This window comes from Chryseobacterium turcicum, assembly GCF_021010565.1.
GTDB lineage: Bacteria > Bacteroidota > Bacteroidia > Flavobacteriales > Weeksellaceae > Chryseobacterium > Chryseobacterium turcicum.
Window position 1 is genome coordinate 458,994 of record NZ_JAJNAY010000001.1, and the last position, 23,345, is coordinate 482,338.

Annotated in this window: 17 protein-coding genes; 11 read left to right on the top strand and 6 right to left on the bottom strand. The window is 33.9% G+C overall.

What is annotated here, in order from left to right; translation table 11 throughout:
* Positions 1-60 precede the first annotated feature (60 nt).
* The gene (gene thiH, locus LO744_RS02260) at positions 61-1,179 is read left to right on the top strand and encodes a 2-iminoacetate synthase ThiH (RefSeq protein WP_230666969.1); all 1,119 of its coding nucleotides are present in this window, start codon (positions 61-63) and stop codon (positions 1,177-1,179) included.
* A 120-nt stretch (positions 1,180-1,299) separates the two neighbouring features.
* Positions 1,300-2,010: a HesA/MoeB/ThiF family protein gene (locus LO744_RS02265; protein WP_230666971.1), complete on the top strand. Its 711-nt coding sequence runs from the start codon at positions 1,300-1,302 to the stop codon at positions 2,008-2,010.
* 212 nt (positions 2,011-2,222) lie between these two features.
* On the opposite strand, the gene LO744_RS02270 is transcribed toward LO744_RS02265, so the two are convergent.
* From LO744_RS02270 to LO744_RS02280, 3 genes are read right to left on the bottom strand one after another with little or no spacing between them, the layout of a single operon-like run.
* Entirely contained in the window at positions 2,223-4,352 is a 2,130-nt protein-coding gene (locus LO744_RS02270) for an outer membrane beta-barrel protein (protein ID WP_230666973.1), read from the bottom strand.
* 55 nt (positions 4,353-4,407) lie between these two features.
* On the bottom strand, positions 4,408-6,534 hold the full coding sequence (locus LO744_RS02275) for a TonB-dependent receptor domain-containing protein (protein WP_230666975.1): 2,127 nt from the start codon (positions 6,532-6,534) through the stop codon (positions 4,408-4,410).
* Positions 6,535-6,570: 36 nt separating this feature from the next.
* Positions 6,571-7,419: a DUF5694 domain-containing protein gene (locus LO744_RS02280; RefSeq protein ID WP_230666977.1), complete on the bottom strand. Its 849-nt coding sequence runs from the start codon at positions 7,417-7,419 to the stop codon at positions 6,571-6,573.
* A gap of 169 nt (positions 7,420-7,588) precedes the next feature.
* On the opposite strand from LO744_RS02280, the gene LO744_RS02285 reads away from it, so the two are divergent.
* The 3 genes from LO744_RS02285 to LO744_RS02295 are packed head-to-tail and all read left to right on the top strand — an operon-like array spanning position 7,589 to position 9,619.
* On the top strand, positions 7,589-7,936 hold the full coding sequence (locus LO744_RS02285; RefSeq protein WP_230666979.1) for a hypothetical protein: 348 nt from the start codon (positions 7,589-7,591) through the stop codon (positions 7,934-7,936).
* Positions 7,933-8,949 (top strand): sensor histidine kinase, encoded by a 1,017-nt coding sequence (locus LO744_RS02290; protein ID WP_230666982.1) that lies wholly within the window; start codon positions 7,933-7,935, stop codon positions 8,947-8,949. The genes LO744_RS02285 and LO744_RS02290 overlap by 4 nt, the downstream gene beginning before the upstream one ends.
* Positions 8,936-9,619: a LytR/AlgR family response regulator transcription factor gene (locus LO744_RS02295; protein WP_230666984.1), complete on the top strand. Its 684-nt coding sequence runs from the start codon at positions 8,936-8,938 to the stop codon at positions 9,617-9,619. Before LO744_RS02290 ends, LO744_RS02295 begins: the two co-directional genes overlap by 14 nt.
* Positions 9,620-9,629: 10 nt before the next feature.
* On the opposite strand, the gene LO744_RS02300 is transcribed toward LO744_RS02295, so the two are convergent.
* Positions 9,630-10,490, bottom strand: coding sequence for an AraC family transcriptional regulator (locus tag LO744_RS02300; RefSeq protein WP_230666986.1), 861 nt, complete (start codon positions 10,488-10,490; stop codon positions 9,630-9,632).
* Positions 10,491-10,600: 110 nt separating this feature from the next.
* Between LO744_RS02300 and LO744_RS02305 the strand changes: the two genes are divergently transcribed.
* On the top strand, positions 10,601-11,725 hold the full coding sequence (locus tag LO744_RS02305; RefSeq protein WP_230666988.1) for an acyltransferase family protein: 1,125 nt from the start codon (positions 10,601-10,603) through the stop codon (positions 11,723-11,725).
* A 76-nt stretch (positions 11,726-11,801) separates the two neighbouring features.
* Here LO744_RS02305 and LO744_RS02310 read toward each other — a convergent pair whose 3' ends face one another.
* The gene (locus LO744_RS02310; protein ID WP_230666990.1) at positions 11,802-14,069 is read right to left on the bottom strand and encodes an aconitate hydratase; all 2,268 of its coding nucleotides are present in this window, start codon (positions 14,067-14,069) and stop codon (positions 11,802-11,804) included.
* A 314-nt stretch (positions 14,070-14,383) separates the two neighbouring features.
* Entirely contained in the window at positions 14,384-17,164 is a 2,781-nt protein-coding gene (locus LO744_RS02315) for a bifunctional aconitate hydratase 2/2-methylisocitrate dehydratase (RefSeq protein ID WP_230666992.1), read from the bottom strand.
* A gap of 352 nt (positions 17,165-17,516) precedes the next feature.
* On the opposite strand from LO744_RS02315, the gene LO744_RS02320 reads away from it, so the two are divergent.
* From LO744_RS02320 to LO744_RS02340, 5 genes are all read left to right on the top strand, one after another.
* Positions 17,517-18,284: a WG repeat-containing protein gene (locus LO744_RS02320; RefSeq protein WP_230666994.1), complete on the top strand. Its 768-nt coding sequence runs from the start codon at positions 17,517-17,519 to the stop codon at positions 18,282-18,284.
* Positions 18,285-18,547: 263 nt separating this feature from the next.
* Positions 18,548-20,680, top strand: coding sequence for a TonB-dependent receptor (locus LO744_RS02325; protein ID WP_230666997.1), 2,133 nt, complete (start codon positions 18,548-18,550; stop codon positions 20,678-20,680).
* A 277-nt stretch (positions 20,681-20,957) separates the two neighbouring features.
* Entirely contained in the window at positions 20,958-21,704 is a 747-nt protein-coding gene (locus LO744_RS02330; RefSeq protein ID WP_230666999.1) for an HU domain-containing protein, read from the top strand.
* Between the two features lie 6 nt (positions 21,705-21,710).
* Positions 21,711-22,238, top strand: coding sequence for an acyl-CoA thioesterase (locus tag LO744_RS02335; RefSeq protein WP_066678163.1), 528 nt, complete (start codon positions 21,711-21,713; stop codon positions 22,236-22,238).
* A 52-nt stretch (positions 22,239-22,290) separates the two neighbouring features.
* A complete protein-coding gene (locus LO744_RS02340; RefSeq protein WP_230667000.1) occupies positions 22,291-23,220 on the top strand; it encodes a 2-hydroxyacid dehydrogenase in 930 nt (309 codons plus the stop codon).
* The last annotated feature ends 125 nt before the right edge of the window (positions 23,221-23,345 follow it).

The following is a 23,345-nucleotide window of genomic DNA, read 5'->3' on the forward strand; positions in this document are numbered from 1 at the left end:
TTAATAAAGGATAGGATAAAATCCTATCAATAAATTAAAGACAACGGATAGCAGAATATTATGAAGAGTTTTAAAGATTTTTTTGAAAAATATCAATGGGATGAAGTAAGGTCAAGGCTTGAAAAAGTGACGCTATCTGATGTGGAAAACAGTCTTCAGAAAAAGAATAAAACCATAGACGATTTTCTGAATTTTGTTTCGCCTATTGCTGCTCAAAAGCTCGAATTAATGGCGAAAATGACACAGCAACTTACCCAAAAACGTTTCGGAAAGACGATTCAGTTGTATGCGCCGTTGTATCTGAGTAATGAATGTCAGAATATTTGTACATATTGCGGTTTTAGTTTAGATAACTCGATTAAAAGAAAAACGCTTTCTGACACAGAATTGATGATTGAGGCCACGGTTTTAAAATCGATGGGAGTGAATCACGTTTTGCTCGTAAGCGGAGAGGCAAATAAAATAGTTGGAATTGATTATTTTCTGAATGCAGTTCGCTTGTTAAAACCTCATTTTGCTAATATTTCTATTGAAGTTCAGCCTTTGTCAGAAGAAGAATATCGACAGCTTCATGAAGCAGGCGTGAATGCCGTTTTGGTCTATCAGGAAACCTATCATCAGGAAGTTTATAAAGAGTATCATCCAAAAGGAAAAAAATCAAACTTTAATTTTCGTTTAGAAACACCAGACAGAATCGGCAAAGCTGGAATTCATAAAATGGGATTGGGTGTTTTGCTCGGTTTAGAAGATTGGCGCGTTGACAGTTTTTTCAACGCGCTTCATATCGATTATCTTCAAAAACAATATTGGAAAAGTAGATATTCAGTTTCATTTCCGAGACTTCGACCTGCAGAAGGAATTATAGAACCCAATTTTATCATGACTGATAAAGATTTATTACAATTGATCTGTGCGTATCGAATTTGGAATGAAGATTTGGAAATTTCTATTTCAACAAGAGAAAATGAGAAATTCAGAAATCATATTATTTCATTGGGGGCAACAGCGATGAGTGCGGCTTCAAAAACCAATCCCGGTGGTTATGCGGTGGATAAAGAATCTTTGGAACAGTTTGAAACCAGTGATGAAAGAAGTATGGATGAAATTAAAAGTGTCATTAAAAAATCCGGTTATGACCCAATAATGAAAGATTGGGATTCTGTGTATAGCGGAATTTAAATGTCGATATAATAAATTAAAAGATGCTATCATTTGCTGAATGAAATGCTCTTGCGAACAAAAATGTGCAGAAAAATTTTAAAAATTAACCTAGCGTCTTTGCGTTAAAATTAAAAGGAAGTGAAAAACGAAGATGTTTTTGCCCGCTATAGCCGACAGATTTTTATCGAAGAAATTGGTTTAGAAGGTCAAAAAAAAATAATGAATGCTAAAGTTTTGGTGATTGGAGCAGGAGGTTTGGGAAGCCCAGTCATTCAATATTTGGCAGCTGCGGGAGTGGGAACTTTAGGGGTGGTAGATTTTGATGAGGTGGAATTGCATAATTTAAACCGACAAATTGTTCATAATGAAAATTCTGTTGGAAAATCGAAAGTAAAAAGTGCGGAAGAGTTTGTAAAAAAGCTTAATCATCAAGTGAGTTTCATAAGTTTTGAAAATAAGATTGATGAGTCTAATGCTTGGGAAATTATTTCGCAATTTGACATTATTATTGATGGTTCGGATAATTTTAAAACCAGATATTTAGTGAATGATATTTGTGTGAAATTAGAAAAACCATTGGTTTACGGAAGTATTTTGGGCTTTTCGGGGCAGGTTGCTGTTTTCAATTGTAATGGGAGTAAAAATCTAAGAGACTTATTTCCTGAACCTCCTTTTGATAAAAATCTTCCGGATTGCGATAGCCTTGGCGTTTTAGGAACCTTACCGGGAATTGTAGGCAGTATGATGGCAGGTTTAACATTAAAACTTATCACAGATTTGCCGTTACCATTGAATAAAATAACATTGATTGATACCCTAAACTGGAGATTTCAGACGATAGATTTCTAAATGTAAATCTCAAGTATAAAAATTCCACTCCTTTGGAGGGGTGGCGAAAATTCAAAGAATTTTTGACGGGGTGGTTTAATATTGTCAATTTTAAAGTGAACGGCGAATTGTTAAGTATAATATATTCAGCTAAGAACCATTAAAAAAAGCAAAAAAAAAACGGACTAAAGTCCGTTTTCTGTGATGAATATTATAGTTAAATATTTGTTGAATTATTGTCCCTGCTGTAAAATTCCTCCGTTGCTGTCACCTTGTGAGGTTGACTTAATCATATTAGGGTCTTCTTTTGCCAACTTGTTTTTAGTAGGAATTTTATAGTTTACGGTAATTCCAAAACTTCTGCTGTCGTATTTGTTGGATGTGAAAACATTTCCTTGAGTAGACACGGCTTTAATCACACTTTTATTTTGATTAAACACATCTCTTGCATACAATGAAAGGTTAAGACGGTCAGCCATAAACTTTTTAGAAACCGTAAGGTCAAAAGCATTGTTTAATGGTTTTTCAATTTCAAAATAATAGAAATTTCCCCCTTTTGGAATCACATTATAATTCGCCTGAAGTCTGATGTCTTTAGGAAGAATAAATTGTCCCATTAAGCTGAAAATCCAGAAACCTTTTGATTTAATATCGGGCATTTCCTGAATCTGATAGCCAGTATAAACATATAATAAGTTCATTTTATCAGGATTCACATTAAATTTCATCAACTCGCTGAAAGGAGTTGTAAACAGCATAAAGGGAATTGGCATTCCAAAATTAAAGTTGTGCGTTCTGATGCTATTTACTTGTACCTGTTCGTTGGTGATAAAATTGCCTTCTCTGGAAACTTTCTGTACAATTTGATTTTTTACCCAACTCGTGTTGTAGCCGATGTAAGCATAATCAAATGCACTGATTTTGATTTCTGCATTGTCAAAAATTGTTGGCTGTAAATTTGGGTTACCGTTGGTTGTAACTGTTTCTGTCGAAAGTATATTGTTATTCGGATTTAGGAGTGAAACACTTGGCAAACTGATTTTTTTGTTATAATTGACATTAACGAAAAGCTGTTTCATCAAATTATACTGCACACTTGCATTCGGAAAAACCTTAAATTTTTTGAACGGATTTAAATTGCTTTCCTTTAAATTATCATTCTCATCATAGAATCGTGTAATTCCTGTGATGTCATAATTTTCGGCTCTTGCTCCGGCGATGAAATCAAACTTTTTCAAAGTGGTCTGAAATTCTAAATAAGCAGAAGTAGTTTGTCTTGTGTAATCTAGATTAATAAGACTTCTATCTTTTGTTTCAAAATCTTGCTGGTCATATAATCCGCCAAAACTCACTTTGCCATCATCTAAAATTTTCAAAGGCTGAGAGTAATCTACTCTGAAATTATATAAATTAAATAAAGAAGAGTTGTTTAAAGACCTGTCACCAATTTGATTAAATTCTGAATCACTGTTGGTATAGATTGCTTTGAAATCAAGCTTTTTGTTTTTATCTGTAAACTTTTTCTGATAGGTTGCCGCAACTTCCTGTCTCAATCCTTTAGTATCACTGGAATAATTGGATCTAGAAACTCCATTGATGAACTCGTCAGCAATAACATCTGCACCTCCATTATTATGATTGATATCGTAGTTCAATAATAATCGGTCTTTTCCAAGTTCGAAAGTGAACGCAGAATTCATATAATAAGTTCTTCCCAAAGAATTAGAGTGATTTCTGGCAAGCGCATCCAATTCAGAAAGCGATAAACTTTCACGGTAGTATTGACCTAAATTGACCTGCCATCCAAACCATTTGTTTCTAGAGTTTAAAGCGATTGAATTATTAAATCTACTTCTATATTTATCATAGCTTGAAAAACGATATCCACCGTTGTATACTGCAGTAAGGTAATTTTTTGCCGATTTGCTTGTGATAATATTTAAAATGGCACCTCCTGAAGTTGCTGGGAATTCTGCGCCAGGTTGCGTAATAATTTCAATTCTTTCTACTGAGTTGGCAGGCATACCTTCCAAAAAAGCATTCAATTCGTTGCTGGAAATATTCAGTGGGCGACCATCCATGTAAACGTCCAAAGGTTTTCCTTGGTACATCATTCCTACCATATCAGAAACTACTAAACCGGGAAGTTTTTTGACGCCTTCCATTAGTGAACCTGAATTTAAGCTGGGCTGTTCAGAAAAATCAAAAATTGTACGGTCAGCTTTCTGTTCAACGGCTTTTTTAGTTTTAGTAATAACTACAGCTTCAATTTCTTTTTCTTTGGTTTCTTTATTATCTTTAGTTTCTTGTGCGAAACCTAAAGCTGAACCTAAAATTGAAAGAGCAAATAAAGTTTTCTTCATGATGTGATTAAATCTAATTAATTAGACAACAAAAAAATAAATTTGTTACAAAATTCTATTGAGCTCTGTCTTTTTCTTCAAAATTGATACTTTTCATGCTTCGTTTCTTTTTACTGTTTCCTAAGGTATAATTGACGTTTAAACGGAAGCTTCTGCCATCCCAATAATTATTGAAATGCTGCGAATTGTCTGCATAATACATATCTCCACGGTATCTCTGCGCAAAAATATTGGTTACCGTAGCATTGATTTGTAACTGTTTTTCCATCAAAGAAACTTTTATTCCTGAGGTAAGATTAGAAAAATTATGAAATGAAGAGTTAACGTTTTTATAGGGCATATCCTGACTGTAATTTAGAAAGAAGAAGACGGTTTTGTTTTTATTAATTGTGAAGGTATTATTAATGGAATAACTGATTGAATAGCCGTTTTTAGTTTCAGCTTCAATATCAAATACTTTTGAATCTGTAAGCGAACTGTTCAGTGAAAGACTTGTTTCCCAGAATTTGAAAAATTTGTCGGTGTAAGAAGCATTAAAACCATAAAAATTATTGTTGTAATAATTAAGATAAGTTCCGATTTGGGAAAGACCATCAATCAATGAAATTTGCCCGAAACCATTTTTAAGTTTTAAATAATAAATACTTGCCGAAAATTTGCTATTATAGATATATCCCAATTCCAGATTATTGATGTAAGAAGGCTTAAGCAAAGGGTTTCCTGAAGAATAAGAGTAAGGGTTTTCGTACCATCTGAAAGAATTCAGATTGCTCATACTTGGACGGTTAATTCTTCTTGAATAGGAAAGACTAAAAACATTTTTCTCCTTTTTATAGGAAACAAAAGCCGACGGAAACCATTGTCCATAATTATAATTATTGCCTAAATTGGTAGACGGAGTGAAGCTTTGTGCCTGAGTATTTTCGTAACGAATTCCTGCTTTGGTTTCCCAATGTTCTCCGAAACTTTTGGCATAGCTAAAATAAGCAGCATAGTTTTCTTCCTGATATTCAAAAAGGTTGGCTTTTTGTACATCCGGAATGTTTTGGTTATTGATAATGTTAAAATATTGAAGGTCGGTAGAGTTTTTAAACTGATTAAACTTTAGTCCGGTTTCAATCGTTCCAAAAGAAAACGGAAGTTCTAAATCTCCTTGCAAAGAGAAAACCTGCGGATTTACAATTGATTTTGTATTAACATTCTGAATGGAATTGTCACTCAGTTTCAATGTGGAAAAGTTAACGTCTGTATCAGAATTATTTTTAAAAAAGTTTCCTGCAAAGCTCAGTTTCTTCCCAAGTGAGTCTAATTTTAAATCATAATAAGCACTCAAAGTATGCGTAGGAAGTTTTTCGCGGTGAAAAGTCTTCGTTATAAGATTTTCTACAAATAAATCGGGGTTTATATTTCTTGTTTCATTCAGAATATCCATCCCAGATTGTTGGTGGGCATAGATGTATTCTATTCCTATTTCAGAGTTTTTATTAAACTTATACGAGAGATTTAGATTAGGTGTTAACTCTTTCCACATATCTTTTCTTACTGACCGGCTGTAGTTTTGAGAAGCTCCTAAAATGGTGTAATTTTCTTCAGAACGTTTTGCGCCGTCAATATAGCTTGTTTTTAATGATAAACTGAGCTTTTCAGATTGATAATTCAATGTTCCTGTAGAATTTCCGCTCGAATATGTTCGTTGATTCAAACCTGTATTCAAAGAACCGCTCCATCCTAAGTTTGGATTTTTCTTAAGCACGATATTAATTAATCCACTGTTTCCCTGAGCTTCATATTTTGCAGGTGGAGTAGTAATCACTTCTATTTTATCAATATTTTCCGAGCGAATGGTTTTCAGATAATTAATAAGATTAGTTCCTGAAAGATTCAGCATTCTTCCGTTGACCATTACATTGACACTGCTCTTTCCTGTGATCGAAATAGTACCTAAATTATCATCTACTTTCAGCATCGGAACATTAGCTAATGTTTCTGCACCATCCATTCCCTGTGAAGCTACAGAGGCTTCAACGTTGAAAATAAGACGGTCAGCTTTTCTTTCAAGAAGTAGTTTTTTCTTGCCATTAATGGTAACGGTTTCTATATTTTTCAGTTTTAAAGTATCTTGCTTTTGGGCAAAAGAAGAAATATATAGGAAAGAAGCTGCAATAATGAATGTCTTTTTCATAAGAAACGGATGGTTTAGATTGATGAGGTAGGAAGATTATTTTTTTGAGTCTAAAGATGAAAATTCAACATAATCATATTCCGGAGAAATCGTGAAGAGCTGTCTGAAAACTGTAGCATGACCATTTCCTGCAATCACTAAAATTCTATCTTCAGGTGTTGTTGGGATGCTCTGAATTTTTCTGAACATTCTAAGATTTCTGTTGTACCAATATAAAGCAAGCAAATCTGCGCCATCATGCTCTCTCAATTTAAAATCTCCTGTCAAATAGGCTCCGTATTCATATTGATGGTATTCTTTACTGTTCATATATTTGAACATCTCAAGAAGTGATTTAAAGTTTTTTCGCTCTGTATTTTTAATAAAAGTATTATACTGCTGAGAAATGCAGTCATCATTCAAAAAATCATAATCTTTAAGCATGTTTTTAAAATATAAAGAATCTGTCTTGCCAAATTTTTCTATAAATCCATCCAACACCGAATTCGCATCAATACTGTGCAGTTCGTTGATTTTAAGTTCTGTTGCAAGGCGCATAGCAAGCTGATAACGCTCGTCTCTTTGGTCTCTGTGTTTACCGTCTTTATATTCTTTTAGTTTTTCATTGGCTTTCCAGTCTGGCCAAGCTTCAATAGCAATTTTTGTAGGCTTAAATTTTTTGATGTAATTGATTAATTCCGTTACTTCGGCTGCAGTTTTAGGTTCTAAAACATCTACTTGGTCACTTTTTTCTGTTTTATGAGCATCTTGATTGGGATAATCAAAATGAAATGAACCAACAACCAAAACTTTGGTTTTCGCATCTGGGAAATATTCTGAAGGTTTTTTCTGTCCGAATAAAAATGTTGATACCGTTAATAAGCTTAGTAAAATGTATGATTTCATAATTGTTTGTTTTAAATATTTTTGACAAATTTATATCTCACATCAATTTGATAAAATAGGGTTTCGACAAAGCGCAGAATATGTCAGTTTAAAATATTTTCATCGGAAAAAAAGTGCTGTTTGTCGATTTTGGAGGGTCTGGCTATGCTATTGTATTTATTTTTGGTGAATGAAAAATATAATCCTCCTTTTGAGTTTTGCTTTTATGCAGCTTTTTGTAGGTAATCACCGAGTTGATGTTTGGAAGACAATTACGATAGCTCCCAAAGAAAGTTTTGATATCGATAAAGTAAAAGCACCGGTAACCTTAGAAATAAAAAATCTTTCAGATGAGAAAATTACTTTAGTTTCTACGCTCGATATACCGAATGAAATAACAGCAAAATCTGAATTTAAATACAGATTGCCCAAAAAAGCTATATTAAGGTTAGAAAATCGAAATACAACTCCCGTTTCGATATATTTGCATTATTCTTCTTCTAAAAGCATAATCGTTAATAACAAAGAGCTACGATGAAAAAAAATCAAATCTTCTTTCTTCACATTTTCTATTGGATTCTTAATCTTACTTTTTCGATTCTAGTGCCGATGTTAGCATGGAAAACTGAACATTCTTTACTGAATGTCACATTTTTTATGGTTAGTTTTATCGTTTTTTATATCAATTATTTTTATATCGTTCCGTTTTTCTTTAATATCAAAAAGCTGTATTTAACGATCTTTGGTTTTTTTATTAGCGTTGGTTGTTTTGTAGTCTTTAGGTATTTGGCAGAAGAATTGATTTTGCCGTTGTTTATCGGACATGGTAATTATGCTGAAGGTACTTCGCTTTGGTTTTACTATTTTGATAATGTTTTTTATAGTTCAAACACATTGTTCATTAGTACTGCGCTGGCTTTATTCAATATATTTTTTAAAAGGGAGGATGAGCGTCAACAATTAATTCAGGAAAAACAATCTGCCGAACTCAAAGCTTTGAAAACACAGATTAACCCGCATTTTATTTTTAATTCGCTTAATAATATTTATTCTTTGGTATTTCAGAACTCCGAAAAAGCTTTGCCTGCAATCGAAGAACTTAGCAAGCTGTTGCGGTATTCAACAAAAGATTTAGAGCAAGATTTTATTCCTTTGGAACGAGAAATCGGGTATGTGGAAAGTTTGATTGAGCTTGAAAAATTGAGAATAAAAAACCCTGAAAAAATTACTGTATTAAAGCATATTAAAAATCCAACTTTGAAAATTTCACCGATGTTAATTGTTCCTTTTGTTGAAAATGCTTTTAAACATGGTGATTTTAGAAATAAAGGTTTTGAAATGAAAATTTCAGACAATAATAAGGTTCTGCATTTTTATCTTTTAAATTTTAAAAAAGAAAGAATGAAAGATTCTGTTTCTGGAATTGGAATTGAAAACGTAAAAAAACGCCTTGAAATTTTATATCCCAAAAAACATACATTGAATATCATTGAAACGGAAACTGATTTTACCGTAGATTTAAAGATAGATTTAAAGAATGAAGAAAATTAAATGTATTATCGTTGATGACGAGCCGCTTGCTGTTTCACTTCTTGAGAATTATGTTGAAAAAATTCCGTTTCTTGAGCTTATCTTTTCGTCGGAAAATCCTATTGAAGCTTTAGAATTTATTCAAAAGAATGAGGCAGACCTTGTTTTCCTAGATATTCAAATGCCGGAATTAACAGGAATAAATTTCATGAAAATTGTAGGCGATAAAATGAAATATATTTTGACAACAGCGTATTCAGAATATGCTTTGGAAGGATATGAGCATCATGTTGTAGACTATCTTTTGAAACCGATTTCTTTTGAACGTTTTAATAAAAGTGTTTTGAAAGCTCAGGAGCGATTTCCTTTAGATGAAACCAAAGAGGTTAATCATTTTTTCGTAAAATCTTCCGGCCAACAACATAGAATTAATTTTGAGGATGTTTTTTATGTGGAAAGTATTAAAGATTATGTCAATATCAAGACCCAAAACCAGGAGTATATTGTTTTAGATACTTTAAAATCCCTCGAAAATAAGCTTCCTGCAAATTTTATAAGAATTCACAAATCTTTTATTTTAAATTTAGATAAAGTGAAAAGTTTAAGTTCAAAGAAAGTCATATTAATATCTGAACATGAAATTTCGGTGGGAGAAATGTATAAATCTAATCTTTTAGATAAATTGAAATAAAAAAGCAACGTTAGTTCTGTTTTTCTATTGCTGAATTAGTCTTACGATATTCTGTGGGAGTCATATTTTTTGCTTTTTTAAAAATCCTGTTAAAGTAAGGAATGTCATTAAATCCGGTGGCGATACAAATTTCTGAAACCGACATTTTAGTTTTTATAAGCATTTGACACGAAGATTCAATGCGGAAATCTGTAAGATAGGTGACAAAAGATTTTCCGGTCATTTTTTTGAAAAATAAACAGAACGTCGATTTTGGCATTCCTGCAATTTGAGCAACCTCATCTAATGAAATGGCTCTGTGAGATTGGTTAAGAATGAACATGTAAATTTCGTGAAGCTTATCTTCATTTTTTCTTTCTTTAGTGTGGCTTACAATAGTTGTCGATTCGGAAGATGAAATATGATTTAAAATTAAAATCATACTAGATAAACGCTCAGCCGGATTTTGAGAAGGCATAGATTTTAAAAGTTTCTGCAGTTTGTTCTGAGTTTCACCGTGAAAAGACAAAGCATTCATGTTTTCCTCAATTTTTGCTACACTTTTGCTAAATTCAGGATAGAAGTTTTTTAAATTAGTCAGAAATTTACTCTTAAAGAAAATGCACATGTTTTCTATTTTGCCTTCTTTGTCATGTGTATTTTTATCAAACGACCAGCAATGAGGAATATCAGGCGGAATAAGAATAATTTCACCCTCAGAAAAATTTTCAACAACATCCCCAATAATCCTGGTGCCAGAACCTGTGATGATGTAGGCTAATTCCCAAGTCTCTTGCTGATGCAAAGGAACCTGCTTATCAAATTTAGTATGTACATGTTCAAAACTAAACGTTTCATTAGACTTACTTGGATAATATTTAGGCTTTTTCATTTATAATTCATAAAATTAATCTTTATTTTAGAATATAAGACAAGAAATTAAATCAATCGGACAAATACTCAATCTTTATTGTCACTATTTTTGACCAATTTTTAATTATTATGGAACTCACCCAAACAAAACCTCACTACGAAATTCTCGACGGATTGCGTGGTGTCGCAGCAATAACTGTTGTTTTCTTTCATGTTTTTGAAATTTTTTCAAACGGAGACCACACCAAACAAATTATCAATCACGGTTATTTGGCGGTAGATTTTTTCTTTATGCTTTCGGGTTTTGTGATAAGCTATGCATACGATAATCGTTGGAATACAATGACTTTAAAAGATTTTTTAATCAGACGTTTAGTCAGGCTTCAACCGATGATTATTATCGGTTCATTAATTGGGGCTTCACTTTTTTATTTCCAGTATTCACCGGATTTAGGCTGGGGAGAAATTGCTGAAACGCCAATATGGAAAGTTATTCTTGTGATGATGATTGGGATGACCGTTTTTCCTGTCGGAAAGTCTCTAGACATTCGGGGTTGGGGCGAAATGCATCCTCTAAATGGACCCAGCTGGTCACTTTTTTATGAATATATTGCCAATATTGTCTATGCTTTAATTTTGAGAAGATTATCGAAATTAGTTTTAATCATTTTGATGATTGTTGCAGCAGGATTTACGATTCATTTGGCGTTTACCAATCCGAACGGAGATATTATCGGTGGCTGGTCTATAGATGATTCTACACAGCTGAAAATTGGTTTTACAAGATTGGCTTTTCCATTTATTGCCGGAATTGTTTTGGCTAAAACTTTAAAACTAAAATTTACTCCAAAAGCATTTTTTACGACAAGTGTCCTTTTAGTTGCTGTTTTGGCTTTCCCGAGATTGGGAGGAACGACAGCGCATTGGCAAAATGCGTTGTATGAATGTTTTGCTTTGATGATTGTATTTCCGTTAATAATTTGGCTCGCTGCGGGAGGAAAGGTGATTGGTAAAACGGCTAATAAAGTATGTAAATTTTTAGGTGATATTTCTTATCCGCTATACATTACGCATTTTCCTATTGCTTATGTTTTTTATGCTTGGGCAGTGAATGGTAAAAATACGATGGAAACTTCTTGGCTTCAAGGTTTATTAACAGTTGTAGTTTCGATAATGATCGCATATGTTTCAATGAAATGCTATGATATTCCTGTAAGGAAATGGCTTGCTGCTAAGCTGATTACTAAAAAATAGTTTTTATTGGAATAAATAATCATTAAAAAACCACTCAAGAAGTTGAGTGGTTTTTGCTAAATATTTTTAAGAAATTTTAATTTTCCTGCTGCTTAATTAAGTTCAACGCAGAACCTGCTTTAAACCAATCAATTTGTTGAGCGTTATACGTATGATTTGCCAAGATAATATCTTTGGTTCCATCAGCATGTACAAACTCTAAAGTCAATTGCTTTTCTGGAGCAAACTGATCAAGGTCTAAGAAATTAACCGTGTCGTCTTCTAAAATTTTATCATAGTCAGCTTCATTAGCGAAAGTTAATCCCAACATTCCTTGTTTTTTAAGGTTTGTTTCATGGATTCTTGCAAATGATTTTACTAAAACAGCTTTTACACCAAGATGTCTCGGCTCCATTGCGGCATGCTCTCTTGAAGAACCTTCACCGTAGTTTTGGTCTCCCACCACAATAGTAGGAACGCCTGCAGCTTTGTAAGCTCTTTGTACAGCCGGAACTTCACCATATTCACCCGTCAATTCATTTTTAACGTGGTTGGTTTCCATGTTGTAAGCATTTACGGCTCCAATCAACATGTTGTTTGAGATATTATCAAGGTGACCTCTGTATTTCAACCAAGGTCCTGCCATAGAAATATGGTCAGTGGTACATTTTCCGAAAGCTTTTATTAAAACTTTTGCTCCAGTAATATTTTTACCATCCCAAGCTGGGAATTCTTCCAATAATTGAAGTCTGTCTGAAGTGGGGCTTACGTTCACCTCAACACTAGATCCGTCTGCTGATGGCGCTTGATATCCGTTGTCATCTACAGCAAATCCTTTTGCTGGTAATTCAAAACCTTTAGGCTCATCAAGCTTAATTTGTTCGCCAAATTCGTTGGTTAACGTATCAGTAATTGGATTGAAATCTAATCTTCCTGAAATCGCTACAGCAGCAACCATTTCCGGAGAAGCTACAAAAGCATGGGTATTTGGGTTTCCATCGGCTCTTTTTGCAAAGTTTCTGTTGAAAGAGTGAATAATTGAGTTTTTCTCGCCTTTATCAGCGCCTTCTCTATCCCATTGTCCGATACAAGGTCCACAAGCATTGGTAAAGATTCTTGTATTTTCAAATTTTCTGAAAGAATCTAAGAAACCGTCTCTTTCTGCTGTAAACTTCACTTGCTCAGAACCTGGATTGATTCCTAAAATAGCTTTTGGTTTTACCCCTTTTGCTACGGCATCTTCCACAATAGAAGCGGCTCTCGAAAGATCTTCATAAGAAGAGTTGGTACACGATCCGATTAATGCCCATTCTACCTCAAGAGGCCATCCGTTAGCTTCAGCTTTAGCTTTGAATTCAGAAACTGGAGTCGCTAAATCTGGAGTGAAAGGTCCATTTAAATGAGGAGTTAATTCTGAAAGGTTGATTTCAATTACTTGATCGAAATATTGTTCAGGGCTGGCGTACACTTCTGCATCACCCGTTAAATGTTCAGCAATTTTATCGGCAGCATCTACAACATCTTGTCTTCCTGTTGCGGCTAAATATCTTCTCATGGAGTCATCATAACCAAAAGTTGAGGTTGTCGCTCCAATTTCAGCACCCATGTTACAGATGGTACCTTTTCCTGTTGCTGAAAGAGATTCTGCACCTTCTCCGAAATATTCTACGATGCATCCTGTTCCTCCTTTTACAGTAAGAATTCCTGCAACTTTTAGAATAACATCTTTTGCGGAAGTCCAGCCAGACATTTTACCTGTTAGCTTTACTCCAATTAATTTTGGCATCTTCAACTCCCAAGCCATTCCTGCCATTACGTCTACGGCATCTGCACCACCAACTCCGATGGCAACCATTCCTAAACCTCCTGCATTTACAGTGTGAGAGTCGGTTCCAATCATCATTCCTCCTGGAAATGCGTAATTTTCTAAGACAACTTGGTGAATGATTCCGGCTCCCGGTTTCCAGAAACCAATTCCGTATTTATCACAAACTGAACTTAAGAAGTTGAAAACCTCAGAGTTTTTATTAATACCTTCCTGTAAATCTGCTTCAGCGCCCACTCTTGCCTGGATCAAGTGATCGGCATGAGCAGTTGACGGAACAGCTACTTTAGTTTTTCCAGCCTGCATAAATTGTAAAAGCGCCATTTGCGCAGTGGCATCCTGCATTGCAACTCTGTCTGGTGCGAAATCTACGTAAGAGTTTCCTCTTTCATATTCTTGGGTTGCATTTCCTTCCCATAAGTGGGTATAAAGGATTTTTTCTGAAAGTGTTAATGGCTTTCCCGTAATTTGTCTTGCCACAGCAATTCTTTCTGGGTAACGCTCGTACACTTTTTTGATCATGTCAATGTCGAAAGTCATATCTTAATTTAATTTTTCTTCTTTTTTAATAAGCTTTTCCATTCTTTAAATAAGGTTTAAAGCGGAAAACAATTCTATAATCTCATGCATCAAATACTGTTCCTACCATCCCTAAAAAGAGATAAATATGATGAATGATTGAGATTATTTATACCTATGAAGTTAAGGAAAAATAAAATTTCAGTTGTTGATTTATATCAAAATAATTTGGTAGAGTCTTAAATAGAAATGTTCTAAACAAAAATGGAAGACTTCAAAAAGAAATCTTCCATTTTAATTATTTAAAAAGCCTTGCGACTTTAATTTAAAATCTATTAGTGACCAACGGTTACCAATTCTTTAATTGATGGAACGAAAGTCGTTAAATCAATACCTTCAACCGCAGCTTTGTACTCGTCGATATTTGGAATTCTACCAATAATCGCAGACAATACAACTACCGGAGTTGATGCTAATAAAGATTCACCTTTTTTACGGTCAGAATCTTCAACCACTCTTCCTTGGAAAAGACGGGTAGAAGTTGCTAAAACGGTATCTCCTTTTTCAGCTTTTTCCTGGTTACCCATACAAAGGTTACAACCTGGACGCTCTAGATACATCATGTTTTCGTATTCTGTACGAGCTTCACCTTTAGGCGCATTGTCATTAAATTCAAAACCTGAGTATTTTTCTAATAATTCCCAGTCACCTTCTGCTTTTAATTCGTCAATGATATTATAAGTAGGAGCAGCCACTACAAGCGGTGCTTTAAATTCTACTTTACCATTTTGTTTTTCGATGTTTTTAAGCATCTGAGAAACGATTTTCAAGTCACCTTTGTGAACCATACAAGAACCTACGAAACCAAGGTCAACTTTTTTCTCACCTCCGTAGAAAGTAAGGTCTCTGATGGTATCGTGCGTATATCTTTTAGAAACGTCGTCGTTGTTTACATCTGGGTCAGCAATCATTGGTTCAACAATAATGTCTAAGTCAACAACTACTTCAGCATGATATTTTGCATTAGCATCCGGAGTCAATGCAGGTTTGTCACCCGTTCTGATTTCCTCGATTCTCTTATTTGCTTTGTTAATTAGACCTTGAAGAACGTGGTTATGATTATCCATTCCTTTATTAATCATAATCTGGATTCTGCTTTTTGCAATTTCCAATGATTCAATTAACGTATCGTCTTCAGAAATACAGATAGAAGCTTTCGCTTTCATTTCTGCAGTCCAGTCTGTAAATGTAAATGCTTGGTCAGCCGGAAGAGTTCCGATGTGAACCTCGATAATTCTACCTTGGAAAACGTTTTCTCCGTCAAATTGCTTCAACATTTGTAATTGAGTAGCATGTACAACATCACGGAAATCCATGTGTTCCTTCATGTTGCCTTTGAAAGTCACTTTTACAGATTCAGGAATCGGCATTGAAGCTTCACCTGTTGCCAAAGCTAATGCTACAGTTCCAGAGTCCGCTCCGAAAGCAACCCCTTTAGACATTCTTGTGTGAGAGTCACCTCCGATGATGATTGCCCATTCGTCAACCGTAATATCGTTTAGAACTTTGTGAATAACATCTGTCATTGCGTGATATTCACCTTTCGGGTCACGTGCAGTGATTACTCCGAAATCGTTCATAAATTTCATTAATTTAGGAATATTAGCCTGCGCTTTTTTATCCCAAACTGAGGCGGTATGACAACCTGACTGATAAGCTCCATCTACGATTGGAGAAATCACGGTTGCTGCCATAGATTCTAATTCCTGAGAAGTCATCAAACCTGTTGTGTCCTGAGAACCAACAATGTTTACTTCAACACGAACGTCTGAACCAGCGTGTAATAATTTACCTTCAGTAACACCAACTGCGTTTCTGTTGAAGATTTTTTCAACAGCAGTCAATCCTTGTCCTTCGATAGAAATTTCTTTAGAAGGAGCGAAAACTGCAGGAGCTGTAATTCCTAACGTTTTTGCAGCAAAAGTTTGGATTTTTTTACCAAAAACGATAGCATAAGAACCACCCGCTTTGATAAATTCTAATTTTTGAGGAGTAAATGATTTTGAAATATCTTTCAATTCAGTTTCTCCGTTATATAATTTCTTTTCTTTAGTATTGATAGTTAAAACAGTTCCTGTAGCGATAGAGTATTTTTCTTCTAAAACAATATCACCATTTTCGTTACGAACAGGGTTTCCGTTTTCGTCCATTTTTTTCACCCAGTTTTGTAGGTCAATTCCGATACCTCCGGTTACATCAACTGTCGTTAAGAAAATTGGAGAAATACCATTTGTTCCAGCTACAATCGGAGCGATGTTTACGAAAGGTACATAAGGACTTGCTTGTTTACCTGTCCAAAGTGCAACGTTGTTTACTCCCGACATACGAGAAGAACCAACACCCATTGTTCCTTTTTCTGCGATAAGCATTACGCTTGCATCAGGATGTTGAGCTTGAAGCATTTTGATTTCGTCCTGAGCTTCAGGTGTAATCATACATTTTCCGTGAAGTTCTCTGTCTGAACGAGAGTGCGCCTGATTTCCTGGAGATAATAAATCTGTTGAAATATCTCCTTCACCAGCGATGAAAGTCACTACTTTAATTTCTTCTGCAACTTCAGGAAGTTTAGTGAAAAACTCTGCTTTTGCATAGCTTTCCAAAATATCTTTAGCGATTACATTACCAGATTCGAAAGCTTCTTTCAAACGCGCTGTATCAGCATCATACAAGTAAACCTGAGTTTTAAGAACTTCAGCAGCCGGTTTTGCAGTTGACTCATCATTTCCTAAAGCTAAATCAAGAAGAACTTCGATAGAAGGTCCTCCTTTCATATGAGATAGTAATTCGAAAGCGTAAGCTGGCGTTATTTCTTCTAATACAGATTCACCTAAAATAATTTCTTTTAAAAATTGAGCCTTTACCCCTGCAGCACTTGTTGTACCCGGTAAAGTGTTGTAAATAAAAAATTTAAGAGAGTCAGCTCTGTATTCGTTTGCTGTATCTTTAATTTGCTCAATAATTGCGCTTAGTAAATCTGCGCCGTCAATTGGTTTTGGGTGGAGACCCTGTGCTTTTCTTTCTTCGATTTCTTGGATGTAATCCTGATAAATATTCATAATTCTAGAAGTCTTTTCATTTTTAAACGCGTCTTCGGTACTTAATGAGATTCCTAATACGCATCACTTTCAAATTGTTTTACGAATTATTCGTAAATCTTTCTAAGTTTGTTACCGGAAGTTGAAGCTGTCTAATGAAAATCTTTTCTGAAATAAAAATGTAACAGATAAGAACTGGTGTTATTTTTTTAGATTTATCAAAAAAATCTTCAAAATTTAGTTTTCCGTTGTTAAACACTTAAAAATGTTTCCAAATTTACGAAATTTTACTATTTTGTACGGGTGAAATTATTTAGATTCTTTATAAATATGAATTTTATATTTTCTATTTTTAACACAAAATAAACATAAGATGATTTTAAGGAAATTGAAGTTGAGTTTTTTAATACTATATTCTATTTTTGCTTTTTCGCAATCTAAGCCTTTGAAAAGAAATAATGTAAGTAAATCTAAAACAGCGATTAAGTCTAATACTGTTAATGATGCTTCAACGAAACTTCCGGTAATTAATGAAGAAGTTCCATTGTTGATTCCGCAAAAAAAGAATGGTAAATCGGGTTTTGTTAATCAAAAAGGAAATTTTGTAATTCAGCCAGAGTATGATTTGGTGATGTTTTTTGGTGAAGATTGTAACCTTTTAAACTCATCGAATGAGAAAGTGAGAAAATTTGGAAGCAGTGATTTTGCGACGGTAGAAAAAAATAAGATTGCTTTCAGAATCAATAAATCAGGCAAAAAAGTTTATCAATATAAAGATGCTGACTTAGGAAAATGTAAGCTAGAATTAAAAAAAGCATTATTTCATGCTTATATTTTAAAAGGAAAATATGGCATTATTGAAGATTCAAAGTTCAAAAACCCTTCAGACCAGAGTCAATTTACCATTTATCCAAAATATCAATATCTCTACATTTTGGAAGGTGACGATGTTTCTAATCCTATGATTGTAGCGACTTATAATGATAAATTTGGGGTGATTGATGTTAATAACAAAATCATTATTCCGTTTGAATATGCCGATATCAAAAGAAACTACAGCTGGAAATTGGGGAAAATGTTTGAAGTCACAAAAGATGATAAAAACTATTATTACATCGATTCCTACAATCGTTCTTACTGAGTTTTTAAACGCTGAATTTTAATCATAATTTCAAAAGATTTCAAGTCAAATATTTTTAGTAGTTTTGCCGCTGAAATAAAGGGGTGCTCCAAGCGGGCTGAGATTATACCCAATGAACCTGGAACGGGTAATGCTGTTTAGGGAAATTAGATGAGCAATGAGTAATAAGCAATTAGTAATACATAAATTACTTATTACCAATCACTCATTACTTATATCATAATCGCCCCTTTTATTCCATTAAATTTTTAAAATTTATAAGAATGAAAGGATTGTTTTTTTTAGGACTTACCGCAAGTTCCTTGAGTTTTGCACAAACTCTAAATAATGACTCTCTGAAAGTCAGAGAAATTGAGGCTGTTAACTTTACCAAAAGACTTCCTGTTGCCAAAGAAATCATCAATGTTCAGAAAGACCTTGATGGTAGAAACCTCGGACAAGATTTACCTATTCTTTTAAAAAATCAAACTTCAATCATCTCTACTTCCGATGCTGGAAACGGGGTAGGTTATACCGGATTTAGAATTCGTGGAGTTGCAGGAAGAGGAATTAACGTGATGATGAATGGTGTTCCGTTCAACGATTCTGAAAGTCAGGGAACTTTCTTTGTGAATGTTCCTGATTTGACTAGTTCGGCATCACAAATTGTGATTCAAAGAGGTGTGGGAACTTCCAATAATGGAGTTTCTGCCTTTGGAGCAAGTATTAATGTGATTTCAAAAGAACCTGAAGAAAAGTTTTATTTTAAAACAGATGATAGTTACGGTTCTTTTAATACGTACAAATATTCAGCTGAAATTGGCTCAGGAAAGTTCTGGAAAGACCGTCTTTCTGTGATGGGAAGATATTCTTATATTCATTCTGATGGATATATCGACAGAGCTTTTTCAGATTTAAATTCATATAATTTTACAGCATTATTTGAAGAAGGAAAAACAAAACTTCGTTTGATGGCTTTTGGCGGCAAAGAAAAAACGTATCAAGCCTGGAACGGAATCGACAGACCAACTTGGGAAACAAATCCTAAGCTAAATTATTCTGGCCAGTACACAGACCTTTTCACAGGTGAGGAAAAATTCTATGATAACGAAACCGATAATTACAGACAAAATCATTATCAGTTTTTGTGGGAACAAAATATTAATGAACGTTGGAATCTTGAAACAACTTTGCATTATACAAAAGGAAGAGGGTTTTACGAAAATTATGTAAGGGTAAACGAAGAAGATGAGGATGCAACGCATTATTCTAACTATAATCTTCCTGTGTTTGAGCTAAATGGTGCTCCTGTAAATCAAACTGATTTTATTAGAAAAAAATGGTTGAATAATGATTTCTACGGCTTGGTTTCTACTTTGTATGGGAAATTTGAAAATGTAGATTTAAATTTTGGTGTAGTTGGAAATCAATATTACGGAAGGCATTACGGAAATGTTACCGGAGTATATTTTCCCAATATCAATGAGTTTGAATATTACAGAAATCGTTCGGTAAAAACTGAAGTAGCAGGTTTTGCCAAAGCTTTAATTAAAGTAAATGATTTTGAATTCTTTGGAGACCTTCAATTAAGAAATATCGATTATGATACAAAAATCTTAATGGAAGGTGATGGTGAAGGTGCAAATCTCAATAAAAACTGGTTGTTTTTTAATCCAAAAGCGGGAGTTAATTATAAGTTGGGTAAAGGAAAAGTGTTTTTCTCTTATGCTCATGCGCAGCGTGAACCGAATCGTGATGATTTAATCTCTAATAATGATGTGAAATCAGAAAAACTTCACGATTTTGAAGCAGGATTCGAAAAACAATTTGGTAAAGTAGCTTTTACAGCCAATCTTTATTATATGTATTATCTGAATCAGTTGGTTTTGAATGGTCAAATCAGTAACATCGGTGAGTTTATCAGAACCAATTCAGGGAAAAGTTACAGAAGAGGAGTTGAGATTGGAGCTTTGGCAAAACTTTCAAAACAATGGGAAATCTCAGGAAATGTAAGTGTAAGTCAAAATCGAAACCTGGATTTCAGAATTAAAAATAAAACACAAATTACAGAACTTGGAAATACAGAGATTTCTTTTTCGCCAAATTTAATTGCTAATTTGAGTCTGAAATACAATCCAACTAAAAATTTCCACTTTGCTTTGATGAATCAATTTGTTGGAAAACAATATCTGGATAATACAGAAACCCAAAGTTTACAGCTTGATGATTATTTACTTACAGATTTTAATGCGCAATATGATTTTAAAATTGCAAAACATGAAGTTGCTTTAAAGCTTTTGGTTAATAATATTTTTAATCAGAAATATGTAAACAACGGTTATGTCTACAATGGTCCGGTTTATTTTTCTCAGGCGGGAACCAATTTTATGTTCGGAATCAGCTGGAAAATTCAATAATTTAAAAGTAAACACCATTTCACATTATTATATTTCAAGTTAGTTCAGATTAAATTTTTTAAGGCTGCTTCGGCAGTCTTTTTCTATTTAATAATTAAAAAATTGATAGAAAAATTATATAGAGGAAAGTGTTAAGTGCTTGAAAATTATCGGATGTTTGACTTTTGTGTAAAAAAAAATTGTTCAAATCTGTGGAGTCCGTGGGAGATTCAAATCTCAATATATCCTAAAAACAAATCTCCAAAAAGTCATGAAAAAGTCATAAATTTGCCACCAAATGAATATTTCATCTTACATTTTAGACTATTTGAAACAGTTTGGAACCGTTACTGTTCCAAAATTTGGTGTATTTTCTCTGGAAAATTCTAAAGCAGTCATCAACTCAGAAAACGGAAGTATTCTTCCGCCTTCCACAAAAATTGCCTTCCATTCTGATTATCAGGTTTTATCTGATGATTTGGTAGGTTTTATCAGTAATCAAAAAACAGTTTCAAAAGAAGCTGTTGAAAATGAATTGCAAATTCAAACTGATTTTTGGAAGAAAAAACTTCAAGCCGAGCAGGTTTTGGAAATTCAGAATCTAGGAACTATTTTTATTGAAGATGGAAAACTTCATTTCAAAGGAAATAGACTTGAATCTGACCACCCTGATTTTTATGGGTTAGAAGAAATTAGATTTTCTGATATCAATGAAGGAGACTCTTTCGAAAGCCCTAAAAACACTGAGAAAGATTATAAATTTAATAAATCAATTCTGTGGATTTTCCTTTTTATCATCCCAGTTTTAGGAATGTTGTATTTAGCCTATACTCAACAAGAGCTTCTCTTTGGGAAGAAATCTTTTGATGATGTGTCAATACAAACCAAAACGAAGAGAATTGAAAAGAAAATACCTGTAGTAGTAATAGATTCGGCACAGATAAAAAGAGCAGATTCTATAAAAGCTTTTAAAACGGATTCTTTGAAAAAAGATTCACTAAAACAGGCTGCAAAAACTTGGAGACCAAAATCCAATAAAAAGTAAATCAAAATGGCAAAAATAAAAAAAGCGTCAGAATCTCTGACGGTAATGACCAATATTGTACTTCCCAATGATACCAACCAGTTGAGAAACCTTTTTGGTGGAGAATTATTGGCAAGAATGGATCGTTGTGCTTCTATTTCTGCAACCAGACATTGCGAAAGAAGAGTGGTAACCGCATCTGTAAACCACGTTTCATTCGACCATCCAATTCCAGAAGGTGGAATTGTTGTGATGGAATCTAAAGTTTCCCGCGCATTCGGAACTTCTATGGAAATTTATGTGGATGTTTGGTTAGACGACCCCATCAATCATAAAAAGATTCAGACCAATAAAGGGATTTATACTTTTGTGGCGGTTGATGAATTCAATAGACCGATTCCAATTCCACAAATGGAGCCGGAAACCGAGCTTGAAATAGAAAGATTTGATGCAGCGTTAAGAAGAAAAGAATTATCGCTAATTCTTTCGGGAAGAATGAAACCAACAGATTCTGTAGAATTGAAGAAGTTATTTGCAGGAGAAATTGAACAATAATTTACAACGGAAGAATTTTTCTTCCGTTTATTTTTAAATGTAAGTTACAGAAATGAGAATCTTATTATTAGATAAAAATCACCCTCTTATTACCGAACAGCTTTTAGCGAAGAATTTTATTTTGGAAGAAGATTTTACGTCTTCGTATGATGAGGTGTGTGGTAAAATTCAAAATTATGACGGAGTAATTATCCGAAGCAGAATTCCTTTAGACCAAAACTTTTTAGAAAAAGCAAGCAATCTGAAATTTATTGCAAGAGTAGGAGCGGGAATGGAAAATATTGATATTCCCGTGGCTGAAAAATTGAGAATTCAGTTAATTAATTCTCCGGAAGGAAACCGAGATTCTGTTGCTGAGCACGTGGTGGGAATGCTTTTAATTTTAATGAACCGTCTTTTCATCGCCTCAAATGAAGTGAAAAATGGAATTTGGCTGCGTGAAGAAAACCGTGGTGATGAATTATTAGGAAAAACGGTTGGCCTTATCGGTTACGGAAATATGGGAAAAGCTACGGCAAAAAGACTCTCGGGTTTTGGGTGTAAAGTGGTTTTTCATGATATTCTTCCTAATCTTTCTGACGAATTTGCAACGCAGGTTTCTTTGGACGAATTAAAGGAAAAAGCGGAAGTTTTAAGCTTGCATATTCCAATGACAGAGGCAACTCATTATTTAGTGGACGCTGGTTTTATTAATGAAATGAAAAACGATTTCTATTTCGTTAATACGGCAAGAGGAAAAAATGTAGAAACGAAGTGTTTAGTTGAAGCTTTGAAGTCTGGAAAAGTAAAAGGTGCTTGTCTTGATGTTTTAGAATACGAAAAAGCTTCTTTTGAAAATTTAGAATTAGAAAATGAAGATTTGCAATATCTTTTAGCCTCTGGAAAAGTAATTGTAACCCCTCATATCGCAGGCTGGACTCACCAAAGCAAAGAGAAATTAGCTCAAGTAATTGTAGATAAGATTATAGCATCATTTTGCTAGTTCAAAAATTAACGAATTAGATTACTCTTTTACCGTGTGAAATTTTGTGTTAAATAATTCATAATTGACAACTGCCTTTTCATATTTGAATGGAGTTTTATTAAATTGCCGTTCATTTTTTGAAC